This is a genomic window from Marinobacter adhaerens HP15 (genome assembly GCF_000166295.1).
In the GTDB taxonomy this organism is placed as follows: Bacteria; Pseudomonadota; Gammaproteobacteria; order Pseudomonadales; family Oleiphilaceae; genus Marinobacter; species Marinobacter adhaerens.
In genome coordinates, this window is the sequence record NC_017506.1 from 3,445,884 (window position 1) to 3,464,405 (window position 18,522).

The 18,522-nt window shown below is 59.2% G+C and carries 19 protein-coding genes; 14 read left to right on the forward strand and 5 right to left on the reverse strand.

What is annotated here, in order from left to right; all coding sequences use genetic code 11:
• The first annotated feature begins 213 nt into the window (after positions 1–213).
• The 4 genes from trpE (at position 214) to trpC (ending at position 4,325) form a co-directional block, all read left to right on the forward strand.
• Positions 214–1,701, forward strand: a complete 1,488-nt coding sequence (gene trpE, locus HP15_RS16300) for an anthranilate synthase component I (RefSeq protein ID WP_041646392.1) — start codon at positions 214–216, stop codon at positions 1,699–1,701.
• Between the two features lie 16 nt (positions 1,702–1,717).
• The gene (locus tag HP15_RS16305) at positions 1,718–2,299 is read left to right on the forward strand and encodes an aminodeoxychorismate/anthranilate synthase component II (RefSeq protein WP_008173393.1); all 582 of its coding nucleotides are present in this window, start codon (positions 1,718–1,720) and stop codon (positions 2,297–2,299) included.
• 11 nt (positions 2,300–2,310) lie between these two features.
• Positions 2,311–3,339, forward strand: a complete 1,029-nt coding sequence (gene trpD / locus HP15_RS16310; RefSeq protein WP_014578487.1) for an anthranilate phosphoribosyltransferase — start codon at positions 2,311–2,313, stop codon at positions 3,337–3,339.
• A gap of 164 nt (positions 3,340–3,503) precedes the next feature.
• Positions 3,504–4,325: an indole-3-glycerol phosphate synthase TrpC gene (trpC, locus tag HP15_RS16315; protein ID WP_014578488.1), complete on the forward strand. Its 822-nt coding sequence runs from the start codon at positions 3,504–3,506 to the stop codon at positions 4,323–4,325.
• A 153-nt stretch (positions 4,326–4,478) separates the two neighbouring features.
• Here trpC and HP15_RS16320 read toward each other — a convergent pair whose 3' ends face one another.
• The 4 genes from HP15_RS16320 to HP15_RS16335 all read right to left on the reverse strand — a co-directional run bounded on the left by HP15_RS16320 (position 4,479) and on the right by HP15_RS16335 (position 7,712).
• A complete protein-coding gene (locus tag HP15_RS16320; protein WP_014578489.1) occupies positions 4,479–5,090 on the reverse strand; it encodes a DUF4202 domain-containing protein in 612 nt (203 codons plus the stop codon).
• Positions 5,091–5,126: 36 nt separating this feature from the next.
• Positions 5,127–5,744, reverse strand: coding sequence for a glutathione S-transferase family protein (locus HP15_RS16325; RefSeq protein WP_014578490.1), 618 nt, complete (start codon positions 5,742–5,744; stop codon positions 5,127–5,129).
• Between the two features lie 91 nt (positions 5,745–5,835).
• Entirely contained in the window at positions 5,836–6,570 is a 735-nt protein-coding gene (locus HP15_RS16330) for an alpha/beta fold hydrolase (RefSeq protein WP_014578491.1), read from the reverse strand.
• A 41-nt stretch (positions 6,571–6,611) separates the two neighbouring features.
• Positions 6,612–7,712 carry a M14 family zinc carboxypeptidase gene (locus HP15_RS16335; protein WP_014578492.1) on the reverse strand — a complete coding sequence of 367 codons (1,101 nt, stop codon included), beginning with the start codon at positions 7,710–7,712 and terminating at the stop codon, positions 6,612–6,614.
• 299 nt (positions 7,713–8,011) lie between these two features.
• Between HP15_RS16335 and HP15_RS16340 the strand changes: the two genes are divergently transcribed.
• The 4 genes from HP15_RS16340 to HP15_RS16355 all read left to right on the forward strand — a co-directional run bounded on the left by HP15_RS16340 (position 8,012) and on the right by HP15_RS16355 (position 12,103).
• Positions 8,012–8,977, forward strand: a complete 966-nt coding sequence (locus tag HP15_RS16340) for an ABC transporter substrate-binding protein (protein ID WP_008173409.1) — start codon at positions 8,012–8,014, stop codon at positions 8,975–8,977.
• 96 nt (positions 8,978–9,073) lie between these two features.
• On the forward strand, positions 9,074–10,108 hold the full coding sequence (locus tag HP15_RS16345; RefSeq protein ID WP_008173411.1) for an ABC transporter permease: 1,035 nt from the start codon (positions 9,074–9,076) through the stop codon (positions 10,106–10,108).
• A gap of 11 nt (positions 10,109–10,119) precedes the next feature.
• Entirely contained in the window at positions 10,120–11,178 is a 1,059-nt protein-coding gene (locus HP15_RS16350) for a quaternary amine ABC transporter ATP-binding protein (RefSeq protein WP_014578493.1), read from the forward strand.
• A gap of 82 nt (positions 11,179–11,260) precedes the next feature.
• Positions 11,261–12,103 (forward strand): substrate-binding periplasmic protein, encoded by an 843-nt coding sequence (locus HP15_RS16355; RefSeq protein WP_014578494.1) that lies wholly within the window; start codon positions 11,261–11,263, stop codon positions 12,101–12,103.
• On the opposite strand, the gene HP15_RS16360 is transcribed toward HP15_RS16355, so the two are convergent.
• Entirely contained in the window at positions 12,079–13,053 is a 975-nt protein-coding gene (locus HP15_RS16360) for an META domain-containing protein (protein WP_227499650.1), read from the reverse strand. The two genes, HP15_RS16355 and HP15_RS16360, sit on opposite strands and share 25 nt — an antisense overlap.
• A gap of 140 nt (positions 13,054–13,193) precedes the next feature.
• Between HP15_RS16360 and HP15_RS16365 the strand changes: the two genes are divergently transcribed.
• The 6 genes from HP15_RS16365 (at position 13,194) to modC (ending at position 18,509) form a co-directional block, all read left to right on the forward strand.
• A complete protein-coding gene (locus HP15_RS16365) occupies positions 13,194–13,940 on the forward strand; it encodes a glutathione S-transferase family protein (protein ID WP_014578496.1) in 747 nt (248 codons plus the stop codon).
• 108 nt (positions 13,941–14,048) lie between these two features.
• On the forward strand, positions 14,049–15,035 hold the full coding sequence (locus HP15_RS16370) for a sterol desaturase family protein (RefSeq protein ID WP_014578497.1): 987 nt from the start codon (positions 14,049–14,051) through the stop codon (positions 15,033–15,035).
• A complete protein-coding gene (locus HP15_RS16375; protein WP_041645675.1) occupies positions 14,995–15,963 on the forward strand; it encodes an alpha/beta hydrolase in 969 nt (322 codons plus the stop codon). The genes HP15_RS16370 and HP15_RS16375 overlap by 41 nt, the downstream gene beginning before the upstream one ends.
• Entirely contained in the window at positions 15,947–16,750 is an 804-nt protein-coding gene (gene modA, locus HP15_RS16380) for a molybdate ABC transporter substrate-binding protein (RefSeq protein ID WP_014578499.1), read from the forward strand. Before HP15_RS16375 ends, modA begins: the two co-directional genes overlap by 17 nt.
• Complete coding sequence (gene modB / locus HP15_RS16385) at positions 16,750–17,430, forward strand: molybdate ABC transporter permease subunit (RefSeq protein WP_008173425.1); 681 nt, start codon at positions 16,750–16,752, stop codon at positions 17,428–17,430. The genes modA and modB overlap by 1 nt, the downstream gene beginning before the upstream one ends.
• Positions 17,427–18,509 (forward strand): molybdenum ABC transporter ATP-binding protein, encoded by a 1,083-nt coding sequence (gene modC, locus HP15_RS16390; protein ID WP_008173427.1) that lies wholly within the window; start codon positions 17,427–17,429, stop codon positions 18,507–18,509. Before modB ends, modC begins: the two co-directional genes overlap by 4 nt.
• The last annotated feature ends 13 nt before the right edge of the window (positions 18,510–18,522 follow it).

An 18,522-nucleotide genomic window follows, 5' to 3' on the forward strand; every position in this document is an offset into this window, starting at 1 on the left:
TGAGCACTTCTTTACGGGAGATTCCTGCCGTGCAGGGACTGAATCTGACTGCAGCGCGAGGCATCCTGACAACCCGCGCAACACGATGGTGGCGATGGCGCACCGGCTGAGCAAGCCCGGAGGCTGACTGGCGTCTGCTGGTCGAGCCCGCAGCACCTGATGGAAGCACAGGCTTTCATCCACAATGCAGATCAGATTTCAGGAAACCGTACCATGACACCCGAGCAATTCATCGAGCTCGCCGACGCCGGCTTTAACCGCATCCCTGTGTATCGTGAGGTACTGGCCGACCTCGACACGCCCCTGAGCACCTACCTCAAACTCGCCAGCGGACCCTATTCCTACCTGTTCGAATCCGTTCAGGGCGGAGAGAAATGGGGCCGGTATTCGATCATCGGCCTGCCCAGTCACGAAGTACTGAAGGTCTTCGACCACCGGGTGGAGATCAGCCGCGGCGGCGAGGTTGTTGAAACCGAGGAAGTGGACGATCCGCTCGCCTTTGTCGAGGCCTACCAGAAGCGCTTCCATGCACCGGATCTGGATGAGCTGCCCCGCTTTAATGGCGGCCTGGTGGGCTACTTCGGCTACGACACCGTGCGCTACATCGAAAAACGGCTGCGCAAGAGCTGTCCGCCGGACAAAATCGGCACGCCGGACATCCTGCTGATGGTGTCCAACGAGATCGTGGTATTCGACAACCTGCGGGGCAAGCTGCATCTGATTGTCCATGCCGATCCGGCCATTGAGGGCGCCTTCGAAACGGCACAGAACCGCATTGATGAGCTGGAGAACCATCTGCACCGGCAGACCGCTGACGCGCCCCGCACCCCAGAACACCTGCGCGGAAAAGCCGTGGACGAGAGCGACTTCATTTCCGGGTTTACCCAGGACAAATTCGAAGCCGCGGTAGACAAGATCAAGGGCTACGTGCTCGACGGCGATGTCATGCAGACAGTGATATCACAGCGCATGTCGATTCCCTTCGAGGCACCGCCGCTGAACCTGTATCGCTCGCTTCGAGTGCTGAATCCTTCCCCCTACATGTATTTCCTGGATCTGGGTGATTTCCACATCGTCGGCTCCTCCCCAGAAATCCTGGCCCGGGTGGAAGACGAGGAAGTGACGGTTCGGCCGATCGCCGGCACCCGCAAGCGCGGCGCCACCGATGCCGAGGACAAGGCGCTGGAAGCAGAGCTGCTGGCTGATCCGAAAGAAATTGCCGAGCATCTGATGCTGATCGACCTGGGCCGTAACGATGCCGGCCGGGTGTCGGAAACCGGCACGGTCCGGCTGACCGACAAGATGATCGTGGAGCGCTACTCCCACGTGATGCATATCGTCTCCAACGTCACCGGCCGGCTGAAAGACAACACCAGCTGCCTGGACGTGCTGCGCGCCACCCTGCCTGCTGGCACCCTCAGCGGTGCGCCCAAGATCCGGGCCATGGAGATTATCGACGAACTGGAGCCGGTTAAGCGTGGGGTCTACGGCGGCGCCGTGGGCTATCTGTCGTTCAACGGCAACATGGATACCGCCATTGCCATCCGCACCGCGGTGATCAAGGACAACACCTTGCATATCCAGGCCGGCGCCGGCGTGGTGGCCGATTCGGTGCCCCGCCTCGAGTGGAAGGAAACCATGAACAAGGGCCGCGCCATTTTCCGGGCGGTGGCCATGACCTACAACGATTTCGACCACTGAGGCGGAGGAACAGATTATGTTGCTGATGATCGATAACTACGATTCCTTCACCTACAACGTGGTGCAGTATCTGGCCGAACTGGGTGCCGACGTGCAGGTGCACCGCAACGATGAAATTACCATCGAACAGATTGAAGCCCTGAACCCGGAGCGGCTGGTGATTTCCCCCGGCCCCTGCACCCCGAACGAGGCTGGCATCTCCATGGCGGCCATCCGGCATTTCGCCGGCAAGGTTCCGATCCTGGGCATTTGCCTGGGTCACCAGGCCATCGGCCAGGTCTACGGCGGCGACGTCATCCGCGCCGGCCGGGTCATGCATGGCAAGGTGTCTCCGGTATTCCACAAGGACACTGGCGTGTTCCGGGGCCTGAGCAACCCGCTGCAGGCGACCCGCTACCACAGCCTGGTGATCGACAAGGCCACCCTGCCCGACTGCCTGGAAGTGACCGCCTGGACCCGCAACGACGACGGTTCCATCGAGGAAATCATGGGGGTTCGCCACAAGACCCTGCCCATCGAAGGCGTGCAGTTCCATCCGGAGTCTATTATGACGGAACAGGGCCACGAGCTGCTGCGCAACTTTCTGAGAACACAATAAGAGGCCGACACATGGACATGAAAGAAGCTCTCAACCGCATTGCCTCCAACCTGGACCTGTCCCGGGAGGAAATGAAGGACGTGATGCGTATCGTCATGAACGGCGAGGCCACAGACGCCCAGATTGGCGCGTTTCTCATGGGGTTGCGCCTCAAGAGCGAAACCATCGATGAAATCACCGGCGCCACCGAGGTTATGCGTGAGCTGGCCACGAAGGTTTCGGTCAAGGCCGAACCTCTGGTGGACATCGTCGGCACTGGCGGCGATGGCGCCAACCTGTTCAACGTGTCTTCCGCCGCCTCCTTCGTGGTGGCAGCAGCCGGCGGCTTTGTGGCCAAGCACGGCAACCGGGCAGTTTCCTCAAAGAGCGGCAGTGCCGACCTGTTGGAAAAGCTGGGCATCAATCTGAGCATGAAACCGGAAGAGGTGGCCCGCTGCGTCGAGGAAATTGGTGTCGGCTTCATGTTCGCTCCGGCCCACCACGGTGCCATGAAACATGCCATCGGCCCCCGCAAGGAGCTGGGCTGCCGGACCATTTTCAACATCCTGGGCCCGATGACCAACCCGGCGGGCGTTAAACGCCAATTGGTGGGCGTGTTCAACCGGGAGCTGTGCCGCCCGATGACGGAGGTGCTGCATCGCCTTGGGGCCGAGCACATCATGGTCGTTTGCTCCAAAGACGGCCTGGATGAGATCAGTCTGGCAAGCGCCACCCACGTGGCGGAACTGAAAGACGGCAAGGTCACCGAATACGACATCACCCCGGAGGATCTCGGGATCAAGAGCCAGGCTCTGGTGGGCCTGACCGTGGACACCGCCGACGATTCCTTAAAGCTGATCAAGGCAGCCTTCGGTCGTGGCCACGATGAAATGGCCGAGAAAGCCCGGGACCTGATTGCCCTCAATGCCGGCGCAGCGATCTATGTCGCTGGTTTGGCCAAGACGCCGAAAGAAGGTGTGGATATGGCCCTCGACGCCATGGGCTCTGGCCTCGCTGCCGGCAAGATGTCGGAGCTGGCTGATTTTTCCCAGTGCTTTTGATCCCGGCCTGCTGATTTTGCAGCCGGACGAGCCGGAGGGGAGGGAGCTTCCAAAACACGCCCGTGAATACGTCCATGTAGGGCTTGGCTGCAGCCATCCGTGGCTGCAGACAGTTTTGGAAGCTCCCTCTCCTCCGGCTCTCGCTAACTTTTTACGAGCCTGATATGACTGACAGACATCTGGATAAAACACCGACGATCCTTCGGAGAATTGTTGATCGTAAGTGGGAAGAAATTGACGAGCGCAAGCGCCAAGTCTCGATTGCAGATCTGAAGGCCAAAGCTCGTGATCAACCGGCAGCCCGAGGTTTTGCTAATGCTCTGCGCAGCCGAATTGAACAGCAGACTCCCGCTGTTATCGCAGAAATCAAAAAAGCCTCACCAAGCAAGGGCATTCTGCGGGATCCGTTCGAACCAGCGGTCATTGCCGAGAGCTACGAGAAAGGCGGCGCCGCTTGTCTTTCGGTACTGACCGACCGCGACTTCTTCCAGGGCGACGAGGACTATCTGGTCGCCGCCCGCAATGCCTGCAGTCTGCCCGTGATCCGCAAGGACTTCATGGTCGCGCCCTATCAGGTCTACGAGAGCCGGGCCATTGGCGCCGACTGCATCCTTCTGATCGCCGCCTGCCTGACCAAAGACCAGATGCAAGAGCTGGAAGGTATTGCCCATGAAATCGGTCTGGATGTGTTGGTCGAAGTGCACGATGGTGAGGAACTGGATGATGCGTTGACGCTGACGACGCCTCTGGTCGGCATCAACAACCGGAACCTGCATACCTTCGATGTTTCGCTGGACACCACGTTTGATCTGCATGAACGCATCTCACAGGACAGGCTGACGATTACCGAGAGCGGCATCATGACCCGCAGCGACGTAGAAGCGATGACTGCTCGCGGGATTTACGGTTTCCTTGTGGGGGAATCGTTTATGCGGGCGGAAGAGCCTGGTCAGAAACTTCAAGAACTGTTCTTTCCAAAAGGCTAACTCACAAGTTTAAACAGTTCGGCGGGTACGACCTGCCAAAATCGTGCGGAGCCATGGATGGCGGAGCCGAGCGTACAGGGAGGTATTCACAGCGTATTTTGGCAGGTCGTACCCGCTGGACTGTGCACAAAAGTTCGCAACAGGCATTTGATGCTAGGCGTCGGCCAAAGCCTCCTGCAAAAGTTCCAGAAGGTGCGCCGGCATCCCCTCTGCCAGCTTGAGTGCCGCCTCGTGCCCACGGGGCGACATCTTGCCCCAGGTCCGGCGCACTATGCGCAGCCATTTATCCCGGTCGTACTCGGCTTTCTCTTCATAGAAATCCGCAAAGTACTTCTCCAGGAAGACCATGCAGGCCACGTCCTCCAGCAGTTGAGTGTCGGCATCCTGCCTCAGTTCCCGCTTGGTCAGGATGGTCTCCACCCGCTCGCACTCCTCCTTCGGGTAGCCACAATCCGCCATGATTTCCCCAGCACGCTGGCCATGCATACGGCCACAGGCCTGGCGCCACTGGTAATAGGCTTTACGACCTTCCGGATAGTCCTTCCGCGGCATGGTCCAACGCTCGATGTGCTGGGCGCGGCAGGCGATCTGCATGCGTTCGGAAGGATCGGATTCAAGCTCGAACAGCCAGCGGGTCATGTGCAGGCTGTAGGCGTATTCCTTCGGGAGGCGTTCGTTGTCGAAAGACTCCTGATTGGGATCGGCCTTATTGGCTGCGTCAATAGACGCCAGCGCGCACTGGAGTCTTGAATCCGTTGTGGTCATTAAGATCTCTCTTCTGGTTTCTGACTGGCCTGTGGCTCAGACCTGGGCAGAGGGTCGTTCCTTGATGCGGTCGTACCAGGCCTGCAGATTGGCCTGCTCAGGTTTGATCCGGATGCCCACCACCCGCGCGAATGCCACTGTTGTGAAGGCGTTGATATCGGCGGCCGTAAAGCGGTCGCAGCAGATGTATTCCTTGCCTTCGAGCTGCTTGTCGAGGAAGTGCATGAACTTCTCAACGCTCTTGCCGCATTCCTCACCCCACTCCTTGATCGGGTTCATCCGGTCCTTGAAGTAGCCGGTGGTGTGTTGGAAACACATGCCAGTGGGCATGAAGAAGAACAGCTCGATCCACCGGAGCCACTGCTCAAGCTGGGCTTTTTCAAGCGGGGTGTCGCCCATCAGGGTTGGCGTGTCCGGGTAGCTCTCTTCGAAATAGCGGCAGATTGCCATGGTCTCGGCAATACAGGTGCCGTCATCCAGTTCCATCACAGGCACTTTCTTCATCGGATTTCGGGCCACAAATTCAGGTGTCAGGTTTTCACCCTTCTGCAGGTCAATCTCGATGAATTCGGCCTTTTCCAACAGGCCTTTCTCGGCCATGAACATGCGCACGCGGCGGGGGTTGGGGGCGGTTTTGGTTTCGAAGATTTTCATTTTTATCGGCTCCGTTCCTGATCAATGGCGGCTTTGACGGTTCAAAACGAGAAGACTGACCGGAAAGAAGAGTTGCGTCAAGCAACCGGCGTTACCGGGGCAGCCAGTTGCGGATCTGCTGGATAATCCACTCCGGGTCGTCCAGTGGAAGGTCATGGCCAGCATCCGGGTGCAGTTTCATGGTCCATTGCCAGCGTTCCTCCAGCGTGGAACTGCAGCGCCAGTGAACGATGCGATCGCCGCGGCTGGCGAGAATCAGGGCATCTGGCACAGGACGCTTTTCACCGGGTTTGTAGCGGGCGGCAGCCGCCAACTGGTTGATCGCATTGCGGGTACTGACGGGGCGTTGTCGTTGTATGCTGTACCACTGTTTTGCCAGTGACAGAGGCACCTCACGGTTAGACGTGAGCCGGAGAATATCCCGCTCACGGTCAAACAACTCCTGACGGGCCAGCAGCCGCAGAATTCGCGGCCAGACCCCAGGCCGCATGCGTTGCCAGGGCGGGCTGAAGCCGGAACTGGTATTGATCAGGACCAGGTTCTGGATCTGACCATCCGCAGCCTGCTGGGCCCAGTCCAGGGCCACCATACCGCCCATGGAAAGTGCCAGGATGCTGAAAGGACCGGGGATATGGCTGACGTGCCTGGAGACGGCTTCCCGAATCGCCGCTACCGTTGCCGGACTGTCTTCTCGATAACGCACGCCCGTCCCGGGCAGGTCGACCAGATGGAACTGGTGCTCGGGAAATGCCTCCCCAAGGCGAGCCGGGAAGCTGCCCCAGTGGGCGTGCTCCCGAGTCAGACCCCGCAACAGAATCCAGTGCATACGATAGTTCCGATTGATGGATGCCAGGGCCGGCTGGATCGCTAGAGAGTATCGCGATACCAGTGCATGATCGCGGCTTCTTTCAGCATGGACTCCTCATCCCGAGCCGGCAACCAGTTTTCGTGGCTGGCGGCGGCGTTAATCAGGAAGTCCATCCAGGTCAGGTGACTGCGCAGGACCCGCTTGTGCCGGTGCGGAACCAGGGGATTGAAAAAGCCGTCGAGTCTCAGCAACTGACGGGGCCGCTTGCGAATCCAGCGCCAGGAGCCCATTTCCAGGGTCAGGGGTAGGAAAACACCGGCATTTTCGCGATTGACCTGTTTGTAGAAGTAATCCCACAAGTCGCCATGGGTGAGATAGTGGCGGGACTGGGGCTCGAAGCGGTAGTCGTGATTTGGGTATGACTGCTCCCAGATAAGCTTCAGCGCCATAATCGATGCGACTCGACGCATGGGTCGACGCCGGTAGGCGTAGGGAAACCAGATCTGGTCCTGCATCCCGAATCCGGAATGGCAGTCCAGTGCCACACTGAACGGCCGCCCCGGCAGCAGCTGTTTTATGACCGCCTCAAGAGCCAGGTTTTCGGGCTCCATGCCCTGTTCAGGGTCGCCGGTGTACCACGGCAATCGGGGTGAAATTCTCTGGCCGCCGAGCAGGAATGCGCTACGTTCCTGGGCCTGGATCGGCGCATTGCGCATCAGGTCCACGCCGTTGGGATTACTGCGCTGATTCAGGTACATACCGCCCGGGTTAAGGATTGGCAAAAGGGTAATTCGAACCTTCTGCAACAACCCCAGCAAATGTTCGTCCCAGGTCACTCTGGCGAGTAGCGACTTCAGCCAGGCCATCACTACCTGGCTTCCAATGCGTTCAAGCCCGTGCACGCCGCCAACAAGCAATACCGCTGGCACATCGGGCCGGGAAGAGCCGATATCGACACGGTAGATGGGCAAGGAGAGGTCCTTGAGGGCGACCCGCTCCACCACTTCGGTTGTGATGAAATCCGGCGCTTCCGCCAGGATGCGCTCCAGGCCAACGAGCTCCGGCAGGAAGGTTCTCAGCAACCTTCGCTGACGCCCATCCCGGGAGGCCTGCTCGTGGCTGATTGATGTGTGAGGTGTCAGGTCGCGCAGCTCTGTCATGCTGTTCTCCGGGTTCAGGTACCCGGAGTGTATCCATCGATTACTACACCTTCTTGACAGTTCTCCCGGGGCATAATGTGTCTCTTTTAAAGACGCATTTGGAATACGCCCTTGTAACTGAGCTGAGGTTCGTTATCCTTACAGTTAAGTATTAACCGAGACCTCCTGATTTGTTCGACCTTAACAGCGACCATGAAAGAGCTGTTTTCCCGATCCTTATGGATCGCGGTCCCCTCGTATCGGCACTAACACCGACAACACCCTCCAAAAATCACAAACCCTGAAAAGGAGAAGTGACTATGCGAAAGCTTAAGTCTGCTGCACTGCTTTGCGCGCTATCCGTACCCGTCGCGGCCCAGGCCAATTGCGGCGAGGTATCCATTACCGAAATGAACTGGGCGTCCAACACGGTCGTCACCAACGTGGCCACCTTCATCATGGAGCAGGGTTACGGCTGCGACGTCACCATCGTTCCTTCCGATACCGTTCCGGCGGTAACCTCCGTTGCCGAAAACGGTGAGCCTGACATCGTCACCGAGCTGTGGCTGAACTCCGCGGGCGAGGCCTACCTGCGCCTGGAAGAACAGGGCAAAGTGGAGCGCCTTGGCAAGGTTCTGGATCCGGGCGGTGTTGAAGGCTGGTGGATTCCCACCTACCTCGCGGAAGAGCATCCGGAGCTGAAGACCATCGAGGGCATCATGGCCAATCCTGAGCTCGTTGGCGGCACCTTCAACAACTGCCCGGACGGCTGGGGCTGCCGAGTTGTGAGTGACAACCTGGTTCGTGCCCTGGATCTGGAAGAGTCCGGCATTGACGTATTCAACCATGGTTCCGGTGAGACCCTGGCGTCCTCCATGGCGTCCGCTGTCCAGAACAAAGAGCCCTGGTTCGGCTACTACTGGGGTCCGACCGTCCCGCTCGGCAAGTACGACATGACCCGGGTTGATCTCGGCGACATCAAGCCGGACGTGCACCAGAAAAACCAGACGCCGGATGTCGACAATCCGGGCGTATCCGACTTCCCGGCGGCAACGGTTCTGACCTCGATCACTACCAGCTTCAAAGAGCGCGAGCCGGAAGTGGCCGAGATGCTCAGCAAGCTGACGTTCAAGACCGAGACCATGAGCAGCATCCTGGCCTGGATGGACTCCAACAATGCCTCGGGCGAAGAAGCTGCGGTTTACTACCTCAGCAACAACAGCGACGAGTGGTCAACCTGGCTGAACGACTCCGCGCGTGAGCGTCTGGCCAACGTTCTTAACTGATTGACCTGCCCCTCCCGGGGCATCCTTCGGGATGCCCCGGGTCGTTTCCCGAAAACCGTTCTGATTCCAGACGTGCGCAGGAGAGACTGACCGCCCATGGCAACCTACGATTCCCTTTTTTCATCGCTCGGCCTTGAGCAATGGTGCTCGGAAGGCAAAAGCAGCGGCCCCATGTCGATGGCCGACCTGCTGAATAAAACCAAGGGAGAGAGCGCCGAACCGGCCTCTATATGGGAACTCCCGTTTCCGTCCATGGACGCCCTGAACGAATCCTGCTCCGCCTTCCCCCAGTCCCGGGAACTTACCAAGGGCCTGGAACAGGGATTTCTGGCAATAAAGGACAGCCTGAGTCTGGTTCTCGATCCATTAACCCAGCCTCTTAGCTGGTTCCTGGATGGAGCACTTTACGCCATGCTGAACACGCCCTGGTGGATCGTGATTCCACTGTTACTGGCGGTTGTTTACGTGGTCACCAAATCCTGGAAACTGATGCTCTTTGTAGGCGGCAGTATCGTGCTACTGGCCTTCATCGACCATTACGATTACGCCATGCAAACACTGGCGATCATTTTTGTATGTGCCTTCCTCTGTGTCTTGCTGGGGGTACCCATAGGCATCGCCATGGCACGCAGCAATTCTCTGCAACGGATGATCATACCGGTGCTGGACATGCTGCAGACGCTGCCACCTTTTGTGTATCTGATCCCGCTTATCTTCCTGTTCAGTGTTACCGAATCAAAGCTGTACGGCATCGCCATCATCCTCTACGCGATTGTTCCTGTGATCCGGCTGACGAACCTGGGCATCCGGCTGGTAGACAAGGACGTGATTGAGGCCGCAGACGCCTTTGGCATGACGCCCCGACAGAAACTCTACAAGGTGCAGATCCCGTTGGCGCTGCCCAACATCATGGCAGGGGTTAACCAGACCATCATGATGAGTCTTGCCATGGTTGTTATCGCATCCCTGGTTTCCGCGCCCGGGCTTGGCGTTCTGGTCCTGCGGGGCATCCGTAATCTGGAACTGGGTGTTGGCCTGGTATCCGGCCTTGGCATCGTGATCCTGGCGGTTATTCTCGACCGGGTAACCAAGGCGTCCCTGGCACGAATTAACGTCTCCCAGAAGCAGTGAGGAAAGCCCCCATGGCAAAAGACATCAAGATTTCGATCCGGAACCTTTACAAGATCTTCGGCCCGACCCCGGATGTTGCCCTGGAGTATGTTCGCAAGGGCATGGGCAAAGCCGATCTGCTGGAGCAGCAGCGACACGTCCTCGGTCTGCGTGATATCAACGTGGACATCCACGATGGCGAGATCACGGTCATCATGGGCCTTTCCGGCTCCGGAAAGTCCACACTCATCCGGCACCTGAACCGACTGATCGACCCCACGGCCGGCGAAATCCGTGTCGATGGCGAAGACATCATGAGCTACAGCGAAGAGCAGCTGCGAAAGCTTCGCCGCGAGCGGATGTCGATGGTGTTCCAGAAGTTTGCCCTGCTGCCCCACAAAACCGTGCTCGAGAACGCCGGCATGGCCAAGGACATTCGCGGCTATACGACATCGGACTTTGAGGCCGACGCCCGAAAATGGCTCGCGCGGGTTGGTCTGGAGGGTAACGAATACCAGTATCCACACCAGCTGTCCGGTGGCATGCAGCAGCGGGTGGGCATCGCCCGAGCCCTGGTGTCCGACGCCCCGATCATGTTGATGGACGAAGCTTTCTCGGCACTGGATCCGCTGATTCGGTCCGATATGCAGGACCTGTTGCTGGAGCTCCAGGAAGAACTGCAGAAAACCATCGTGTTCATCACCCATGATCTTGATGAGGCCCTGAAACTGGCCGACCACCTGGTCATCCTGAAAGATGGCGAAGTAGTGCAGCAGGGAGATCCCCAGGAAATCCTGCTCAATCCCGGCGATCCCTACATCGTCGACTTCATCAGCGATATCAATCGGGCACGGGTGCTGAGGGTACGATCGGTCATGAGCCCCCCTGATGACGGTGAGGCCACGTTCGCCGGTGACATCTCGGAAAAGGACAACCTTGAAACGGTACTGCTGAAATCCGACGGGGATATGTCTCTGAATTTCCGGGTAGTCCGGGACGATCAGCACGTGGGCACACTGCACATGAAAGACCTCGCCCGGGCGCTGGTGCCGACCGCCGCCTCGGCTGACAGGAACAAAACCGCAGCCTAGGGGCTTTTAGCCATTACAAAACCGCGACCAGGGTCTATGCTTCAGGGAGAGCCGACGTCATCGGCATCCCGGTTTTATCACCATGGCAAAAACCCTGGTTCTTTCCATCGCGCTCTTTCTTGCCGCCTGCTCGCAGCCAGAAGACCCGCCACCGCTGGTTCCTGAAACAGCGGCAAAGGCAACGAAGACCGCTCCCGCTGCGCCGGCTCCCACAGAGCCGCGCCATAGCGTCGTCATTGCCGCTGATCCCTGGTGTCCTCACAATTGTGAAGCCGGCTCCGAGCACGAAGGCTATATGATAGATATTGCCAGGGAGGCGTTCGGACTCGCCGGTATCGATGTCGAGTACGTGAACATGAGCTGGGCACGGGCCCTGCAACAGGCCCGGGACGGGTATATTGATGCGGTTGTAGGAGCCCTTCCGGGGGATGCGCCGGACTTCGTGTTTCCGGACGCCGCTACTGGTTACTCGACGATCGCGCTCTACACGCACCCTGACAACAACTGGCAGTACGCTGGCATCGACTCACTCAGCCAATCCAAGCTGCTGGCGATCAACGGCTACGCTTACTCACCGGAACTGGACAGCTATATCGAGAAGTACCAGGACGATCCGGAGCGGGTCTGGGTGCTGTCCGGGCCGGCACCACTGAGCCGGGCAATCGAACTCCTGCACCAGCAGCGCTCTGACGTATTCCCGGAAGACCGCTATGTGATGCAGTGGCAACTGGAGCAGGAGAACAACACGGAAAGCCTGCGAATGGCCGCGGTGATCCACGAGTCGCCGATCTACGTTGCATTTTCACCGGTCGGCCGTGATTCCGCCCAGCTCGCAGCGCTCATGTCAGAGGGAGCGAGAGCCCTGCAAAGCAGTGGGCGGGTGGAAGAGATCCTGACGCGCTATGGACTGTCGTGGTCAGACTGAAACGCCCGGATCGACTCACCGCCCGGTGTCGACAACAGCAGTTGGCCCTGCTGCCCGATCCGCACTGAACTCACCTGGTCCAGCAGGTTCAGAAACCGCTCTTCCTGATTCATCAGCGCGGGCGCACAGGCCATCCGTGTTGATACCAGTGGACCTATAGCCATGCCCTCACCCCTGAGTTCATAGGTGCCAGTGTATCGGTTGCAAGACGCCCTGCCCGCGATCCGATTGCCCTCAAGAAACTCGATCGTGATCCGGGACCGATCGATGATGCCTGCGCCCGCAAGATCCTCAACAACCCAGATTGCGCCCCGTAACAGACGCTGGCGATCACCACCACATCCCCTGAACTCATCATCACCGACCTGCAGGCGCACCTGCGCGGGATATTGAGCCCCGGACATGCTGTCGTCACAGAGCTGACGGGCGACTGTCAGGGTAATGGGGAGATCTGCCAGCGTCGCGACAAATGTCCGCCCATGCCGGTTGGCTGTTTTGACTTCAACCGGTACCCGACGGGTTCCCTGTTCCTCGAAAGGCCGTGTTATCAAGAGCTCACCGCCCTCAAGCGTCGCGTGCCAGAAAGGCTCATTCCCCCGCGCCTCAAACGGCATTTCCAGATCGCCAGGCTGCAAACACTCCGGATAGGTTTGCCCCTTCACTGTCAGGGTCGCTTTTTCACCCTTGCTCCAGAACCGCGTCTGGTCGTCGCCGGGGGCTACGTACAATGCGCCCGAGGCACTTACCTCCGGCTTGAGCAGAATACGTCGATCCAGATAGTCGATGCTGATCAGATCGCTGTCGTCTGTGCCGGAGACGGCAATATCGAGTTGCCCGCAAGCATAGCTCGCGGAAACCGGCTGACTGGTTTTGGATAGAAAGGAGCAGGCGGAGATGGCAAGGCTCGCCGCAGTGACGACGGACAACATCAAAACTCGTCGTGAGTGCATGGTCAGTTCCCTTGTTTGAGCGTCTTTTCGGCCTACAGTTTAGAACCCAACGACCGATGAGGCCACCATGGGCATCTGATGGGACTTCTTATACCGCTCCACCGGCAGTATGCTAGAACGCTGAACCAAGGAGACACCCCATGGCACTGAAACTTTACCAATTTGCCATTTCCCACTACTGCGAAAAAATACGCTGGGCCCTGGACTACAAGGGGCTCAACTACGAAACGGTGAACCTGCTGCCGGGACAACATGTGAAAACCATCCGGAAACTGACGGGTGAAGCCTCCTCTGTGCCGGTGCTGGACCATGACGGCCACGTGGTTCAGGGCTCAGCCGCCATTCTGGATTACCTGGACCAGACGTTTCCCGAGCACCCGCTGACACCGGCAGACCCGGACGTTCGTGAGCAGGCGCTGGCCTGGGAACGCCGGCTTGACGAGGAAGCGGGGCCGGCTATCCGCTGCTATTCCTACCACCACTTCCTGCAGCGCCCCAAAATTGTGGTACCCATGCTGGCCGCGGGAACGCCTTTCTATAACCGGATACTGCTCAGCCTTGCTTTCAGCCGGGTTGATGAAGTCATGCGTCAGTGGATGAAGATCAACGAAAAAACCTCTGAAAAGTCCCGCCAGGTAATGGAAGAGTTGCTCACCGAGCTGGCTGCCATCTACACCGAAAGGCCTTTCCTGGCCGGCGACCAGTTTTCGCGCGCAGACCTCACCGCAGCCGCCCTGTTTGCACCCATGTTCCAGCCCGCACAGTATCCGGTGCCATGGCCGAAAACTGCGCGAATTCCCAAAGACATCAAACATTGGCTGGACCAGTGGCAGCCACAGATCCGGGCTCTGGAAAAAGTGTACGAAGACAACCGTCGACCAGGCTGAGTACCGGATTGTCGGAATCCGTTAGCCAATCTGGCGTGAACCGACATTCCGGTTTCCGGGTTACGTGCCAGAATAAACGGACTTGATGAGGAAACCGGCAGAAACCCGATGGCTTTGACCGACATGATACTGGCCGTACTGGAAGACAGCGGCCTGCTTTCTCTCTGGGCGATGGCTGCGCCTTGGCTGGCGCTGGATGAACGCCAACTGATCTTTGTGATTGCAACACCGGTTTTTGTGGGCGTTACCCTGTGGGAATACCTGAAGATTCGCCACGATCCGCAGCTGATGGATACCCGTGAGGCGGTCAGAAACTTTGCCCTAGGCGCCGGCTATCAGGTGACCGAACTGCTCTTCGCCGGCCTCATTGCCTTCCCTGTCTATGCCCTGTGCTACCACTACCGGCTGTTTGATCTGGAATTGAACGGATTCACCGTGCTGCTGGCTTTTCTGGGCGTGGACTTCTGTTTCTACTGGATGCACAGGGCCAGTCACAGGGTGCGCTGGTTCTGGGCGGCCCATGTGGTTCACCATTCCTCCGAGCGGATGAACTTCTCCACTGCCATGCGCCAGAATGCCACCAACATTTTCAACGGCATGTGGGTGTTCTACCTGCCCCTGGCGCTGCTGGGACTCAATCCTGTCTGGATCGGCGTAGCCTATGCCCTGTCGCTCGTCTACCAGTTCTTTATTCACACCACACTGGTCGGGAAGCTGCCCGGCTGGGTCGAACTGGTGTTCAACACGCCCAGCCATCACCGCGTCCATCATGGCCGAAATCCCGGCTACATCGACCGTAATTACGGCGGCACGCTGATAGTGTGGGATCGCCTGTTCGGCACGTTTGTCGATGAAAATGCCCAGGATCCGCCCGAATACGGCATCACCCGGCCTGTTCGCTCCAATAACCTGATTGTGCTCTGGACCCACGAATACGTGGACCTGTTCCGCGACATGGCACAGCCCGGCGGATTATTGTCTCGCCTTACCCATCTATGGAAACCGCCGGAGTGGCAACGCCCGGCTGCGGAGAAAAACAACAAGGAACCGGGTCGTGACAACGAACGAACACCCTCTGACGCTGAGCAGTGGTGATGACCACAGCATAGCCGGAACAGTCTTTACCCCGACGGCTCCCACCGGCCTTCTGATCATCAGCCACGGCATGGCCGAGCATGGCGACCGTTACCAGTCTCTCGCTCGCTGGCTCTGCGAACGCGGCATGGCCGTTATCACCTTTCACCACCGGGGCCATGGCCCGAATTCAGGAGTCGAGAACCTGGGGCACTATGCGGACCAGAACGGCTGGGCCAGCGTGTTGGCCGACCTGCACCAGGTGGTCCAACACGCCCGTTCACAGTTTCCCGGGCTGCCGGTCAACCTGCTGGGCCACAGCATGGGCTCGTTCATTGCCCAGGGTTACGCCCAGAGGTACGGTGATTCCCTGGATACCCTGATCCTGAGCGCCACCAACCGGATTGATCGGGGCCAGCTATTGGCATCCCGGGCCCTGATCGGCCTGATCCGACTGCTCCAGGGCAAGCGGCACCGCAGCCCGTTGATTACCCGCATGACCTTTGAGCAGTTCAATCGCCGGTTCCGCCCCAACCGGACCCATGCCGATTGGCTCAGCCGCGATCCGCACCAGGTTGACGCCTACGTTGCCGATCCGCTTTGCGGGTTTCAATGCTCAACCGGGCTCTGGCTGGATTTTATCGGCGGCATGCTGGCCATCAAGCCGCCGACCTGGCGAAAAGACCTGCCTGTGCACCTGTTCTCTGGAACGGCGGACGCGGTTGGTGAAATGGGCCGCGGCGTGCGCCAGCACTTTCAGGCCATTCGAGAGGCGGGTGTTGGCCATGTGACCCTGAGGTTGTTTGAGGGCGGGCGCCATGAGATGCTCAACGAAACCAACCGGGACGAGGTGTGGCAATACTTGCATTCCCTGTGCCTGCATAGGGACAATGCGTCTGCCCAATCAACCGCCGAACAGAAAGCCCTGCTCCATGCCAGAGCCCCATGAGCGCCGCACCAGAATCTGCCACCCAATAACCCGGGCTTTCGCCTGCCTGTGCGTGTTGTTCAGTTTTGCTTCCGGAGCCATCGCCGGCGAAGTCAGTATTGGTGTGGCCGCAAACTTCACCGATACCACCCAGGAACTGACCAGGCACTTTGAAGCGGAAACCGGTCACCGGGTGTCCGCCAGCTTTGGCTCTACCGGCAAACTTTACGCCCAGATCAGGAACGGCGCGCCCTTCGACGTATTCATGGCGGCCGACGTGCTCAGGCCAGAGCTAATCGAAGAGGCGCAGGTCGGGGTCAACGGAACCCGCTTTACCTATGCCCGGGGCAAGCTGGTGCTCTGGAGCCCGGCTCCCGATGCGTTTGAGGATGCCCCGCGCTATCTGGAGCAGCAACCCTTCGCCAGGCTGGCCATCGCCAACCCGAAAACCGCACCCTATGGCCTGGCTGCCCAGCAGGTTCTTGAGCACATCGGCCAATGGCAAACGTTGCAACCGAAACTGGTCCGCGGTGATTCCATAGCCCAGACGTTCCAGTTTGTTGTCAGTCGCAATGCCCAGGCCGGTTTCGTGGCCGCTTCCCAGGTGAAAGTCTGGGACGAGGATGCCGGCACCCTATGGCAGGTGCCTCAGGCCTATTACCAGCCCATCGACCAGCAGGCCATCCTGCTGAACCGGGGCGCCAGCAATGAAGCAGCCCGCGCCTGGATGGATTTCCTGAAATCCGATACAGCCATCGGCATCATCCGGAGCTATGGTTACGACGAAGGACATGACGCGATCAACTGATGTTTGAAACCTACTGGGATCCAGTCTGGCTGACTCTGAAACTGGCCACGACAACCACTCTGCTGCTGTTGCTGATAGGCACGCCCATCGCCTGGTGGCTCGCCAGAACCCGGCACTGGCTGCGCCAACCGGTAGCGGCCGTGGTCGCGCTGCCTCTGGTTTTGCCGCCCACGGTCCTTGGCTTTTACCTGCTGCTGGTGATGGGGCCAGAAGGCTGGGTTGGCCAGGTCACCCAGTCGCTCGGCATCGGGCTGTTGCCGTTTACCTTCGAGGGTCTGGTGGTGGCTTCCGTGATCTATTCCCTGCCGTTTACGGTGCAACCGCTGCAGAATGCCTTCGAGTCGGTTGGCGACCGTTTCCTCGAGGTCGCTGCCACGCTCCGCGCCGCGCCCTGGGATCGCTTCCTGTTTGTTGCCGTGCCCCTTGCCCGCAACGGTTTCCTCACTGCCGCCGTACTGACCTTCGCCCATACCATTGGCGAGTTCGGCGTGATTCTGATGATCGGGGGTAACATTCCCGGGGAAACCAAAGTTCTCTCCGTTGCTATCTATGACCACGTGGAATCCCTCGAATACACCGAGGCACACTGGCTTTCTGCCGGCATGGTGGTGTTCTCCTTCGTGGTTCTGGTCACCCTCTACGCTCTCAACGGTAAGGCCCGGTCGGGAGCACTGAGATGAGCGAAAAGAAAAGCATCTCTGCCCGCTTCCGTTGCGCGTTTCCCGGGTTTGGTCTGGACGTTGACCTGACCCTGCCCGGCACAGGCATCACCGCCCTGTTCGGGCATTCCGGCTGCGGCAAGACCACTGTTTTGCGCTGTATGGCGGGCCTGCACCGCGCAGAGGGAGCCATGACCGTTCTCGACGAACACTGGCAAAGCGCTGATACTTTCCTGCCGGTTCATAAACGTCCCCTCGCCTATGTATTCCAGGAAACCCACCTGTTTCCCCATCTGACCGTGCGCAAGAATCTTGAATTCGGATACCGGCGCATTCCGGCCACGGACCGGCAGATCGGGTTTGACGAGGCAGTGAACTGGCTGGGACTCGGCGGCCACCTGGACCGTATGCCCGCAGGCCTGTCCGGGGGCGAGCGCCAGCGGGTAGCGATAGCCCGCGCGCTGCTGACCAGTCCCCGGCTGTTACTTATGGACGAACCGATGTCGGCCCTGGACAAAGCCAGCAAACACGACATCCTGCCCTATCTGGAGCGTCTTAGGGACGCCCTGGCCATCCCGATCGTATATGTCTCCCACTCTACCGCAGAGGTGGCCCGGCTCGCCGACCATCTGGTGGTCATGGAGGACGGCAAGGTGTTAGCCAGCGGGCCGACCCGGGAGACACTTGCACGCATGGACAACCCGTTCCGTCTCGAGGACGACGCGGGCGTGCTTGTGGAGGGGACAATAAGAGAACTGGATCAGCGCTGGCACCTGGCGCGCTTTGAGTTCGACGGTGGCTCCCTGTGGCTGCGCCGGGACAACGGCATGAAAATCGGGGATCGGGTCCGGATCCAGTTGCTGTCCCGGGACATCAGCCTGGCTCTGGAAGAGAACCCTGACCAGAGCATCCAGAACCTGGTTCCGGCAACCATTGACCGGATTGAGCCGGACGTTACCCCCGGCGTCAGTATCGTCCGCCTGCTCGCCGGACCCACACCGGTCATGTCCCGACTGACCACCCGGGCTGTTGACCAGCTGGCCCTGGAACCCGGCCGGCAGGTGTGGATGCAGATCAAGTCAGTGGCCCTGGCCGACTGACACCGGCGCCCCT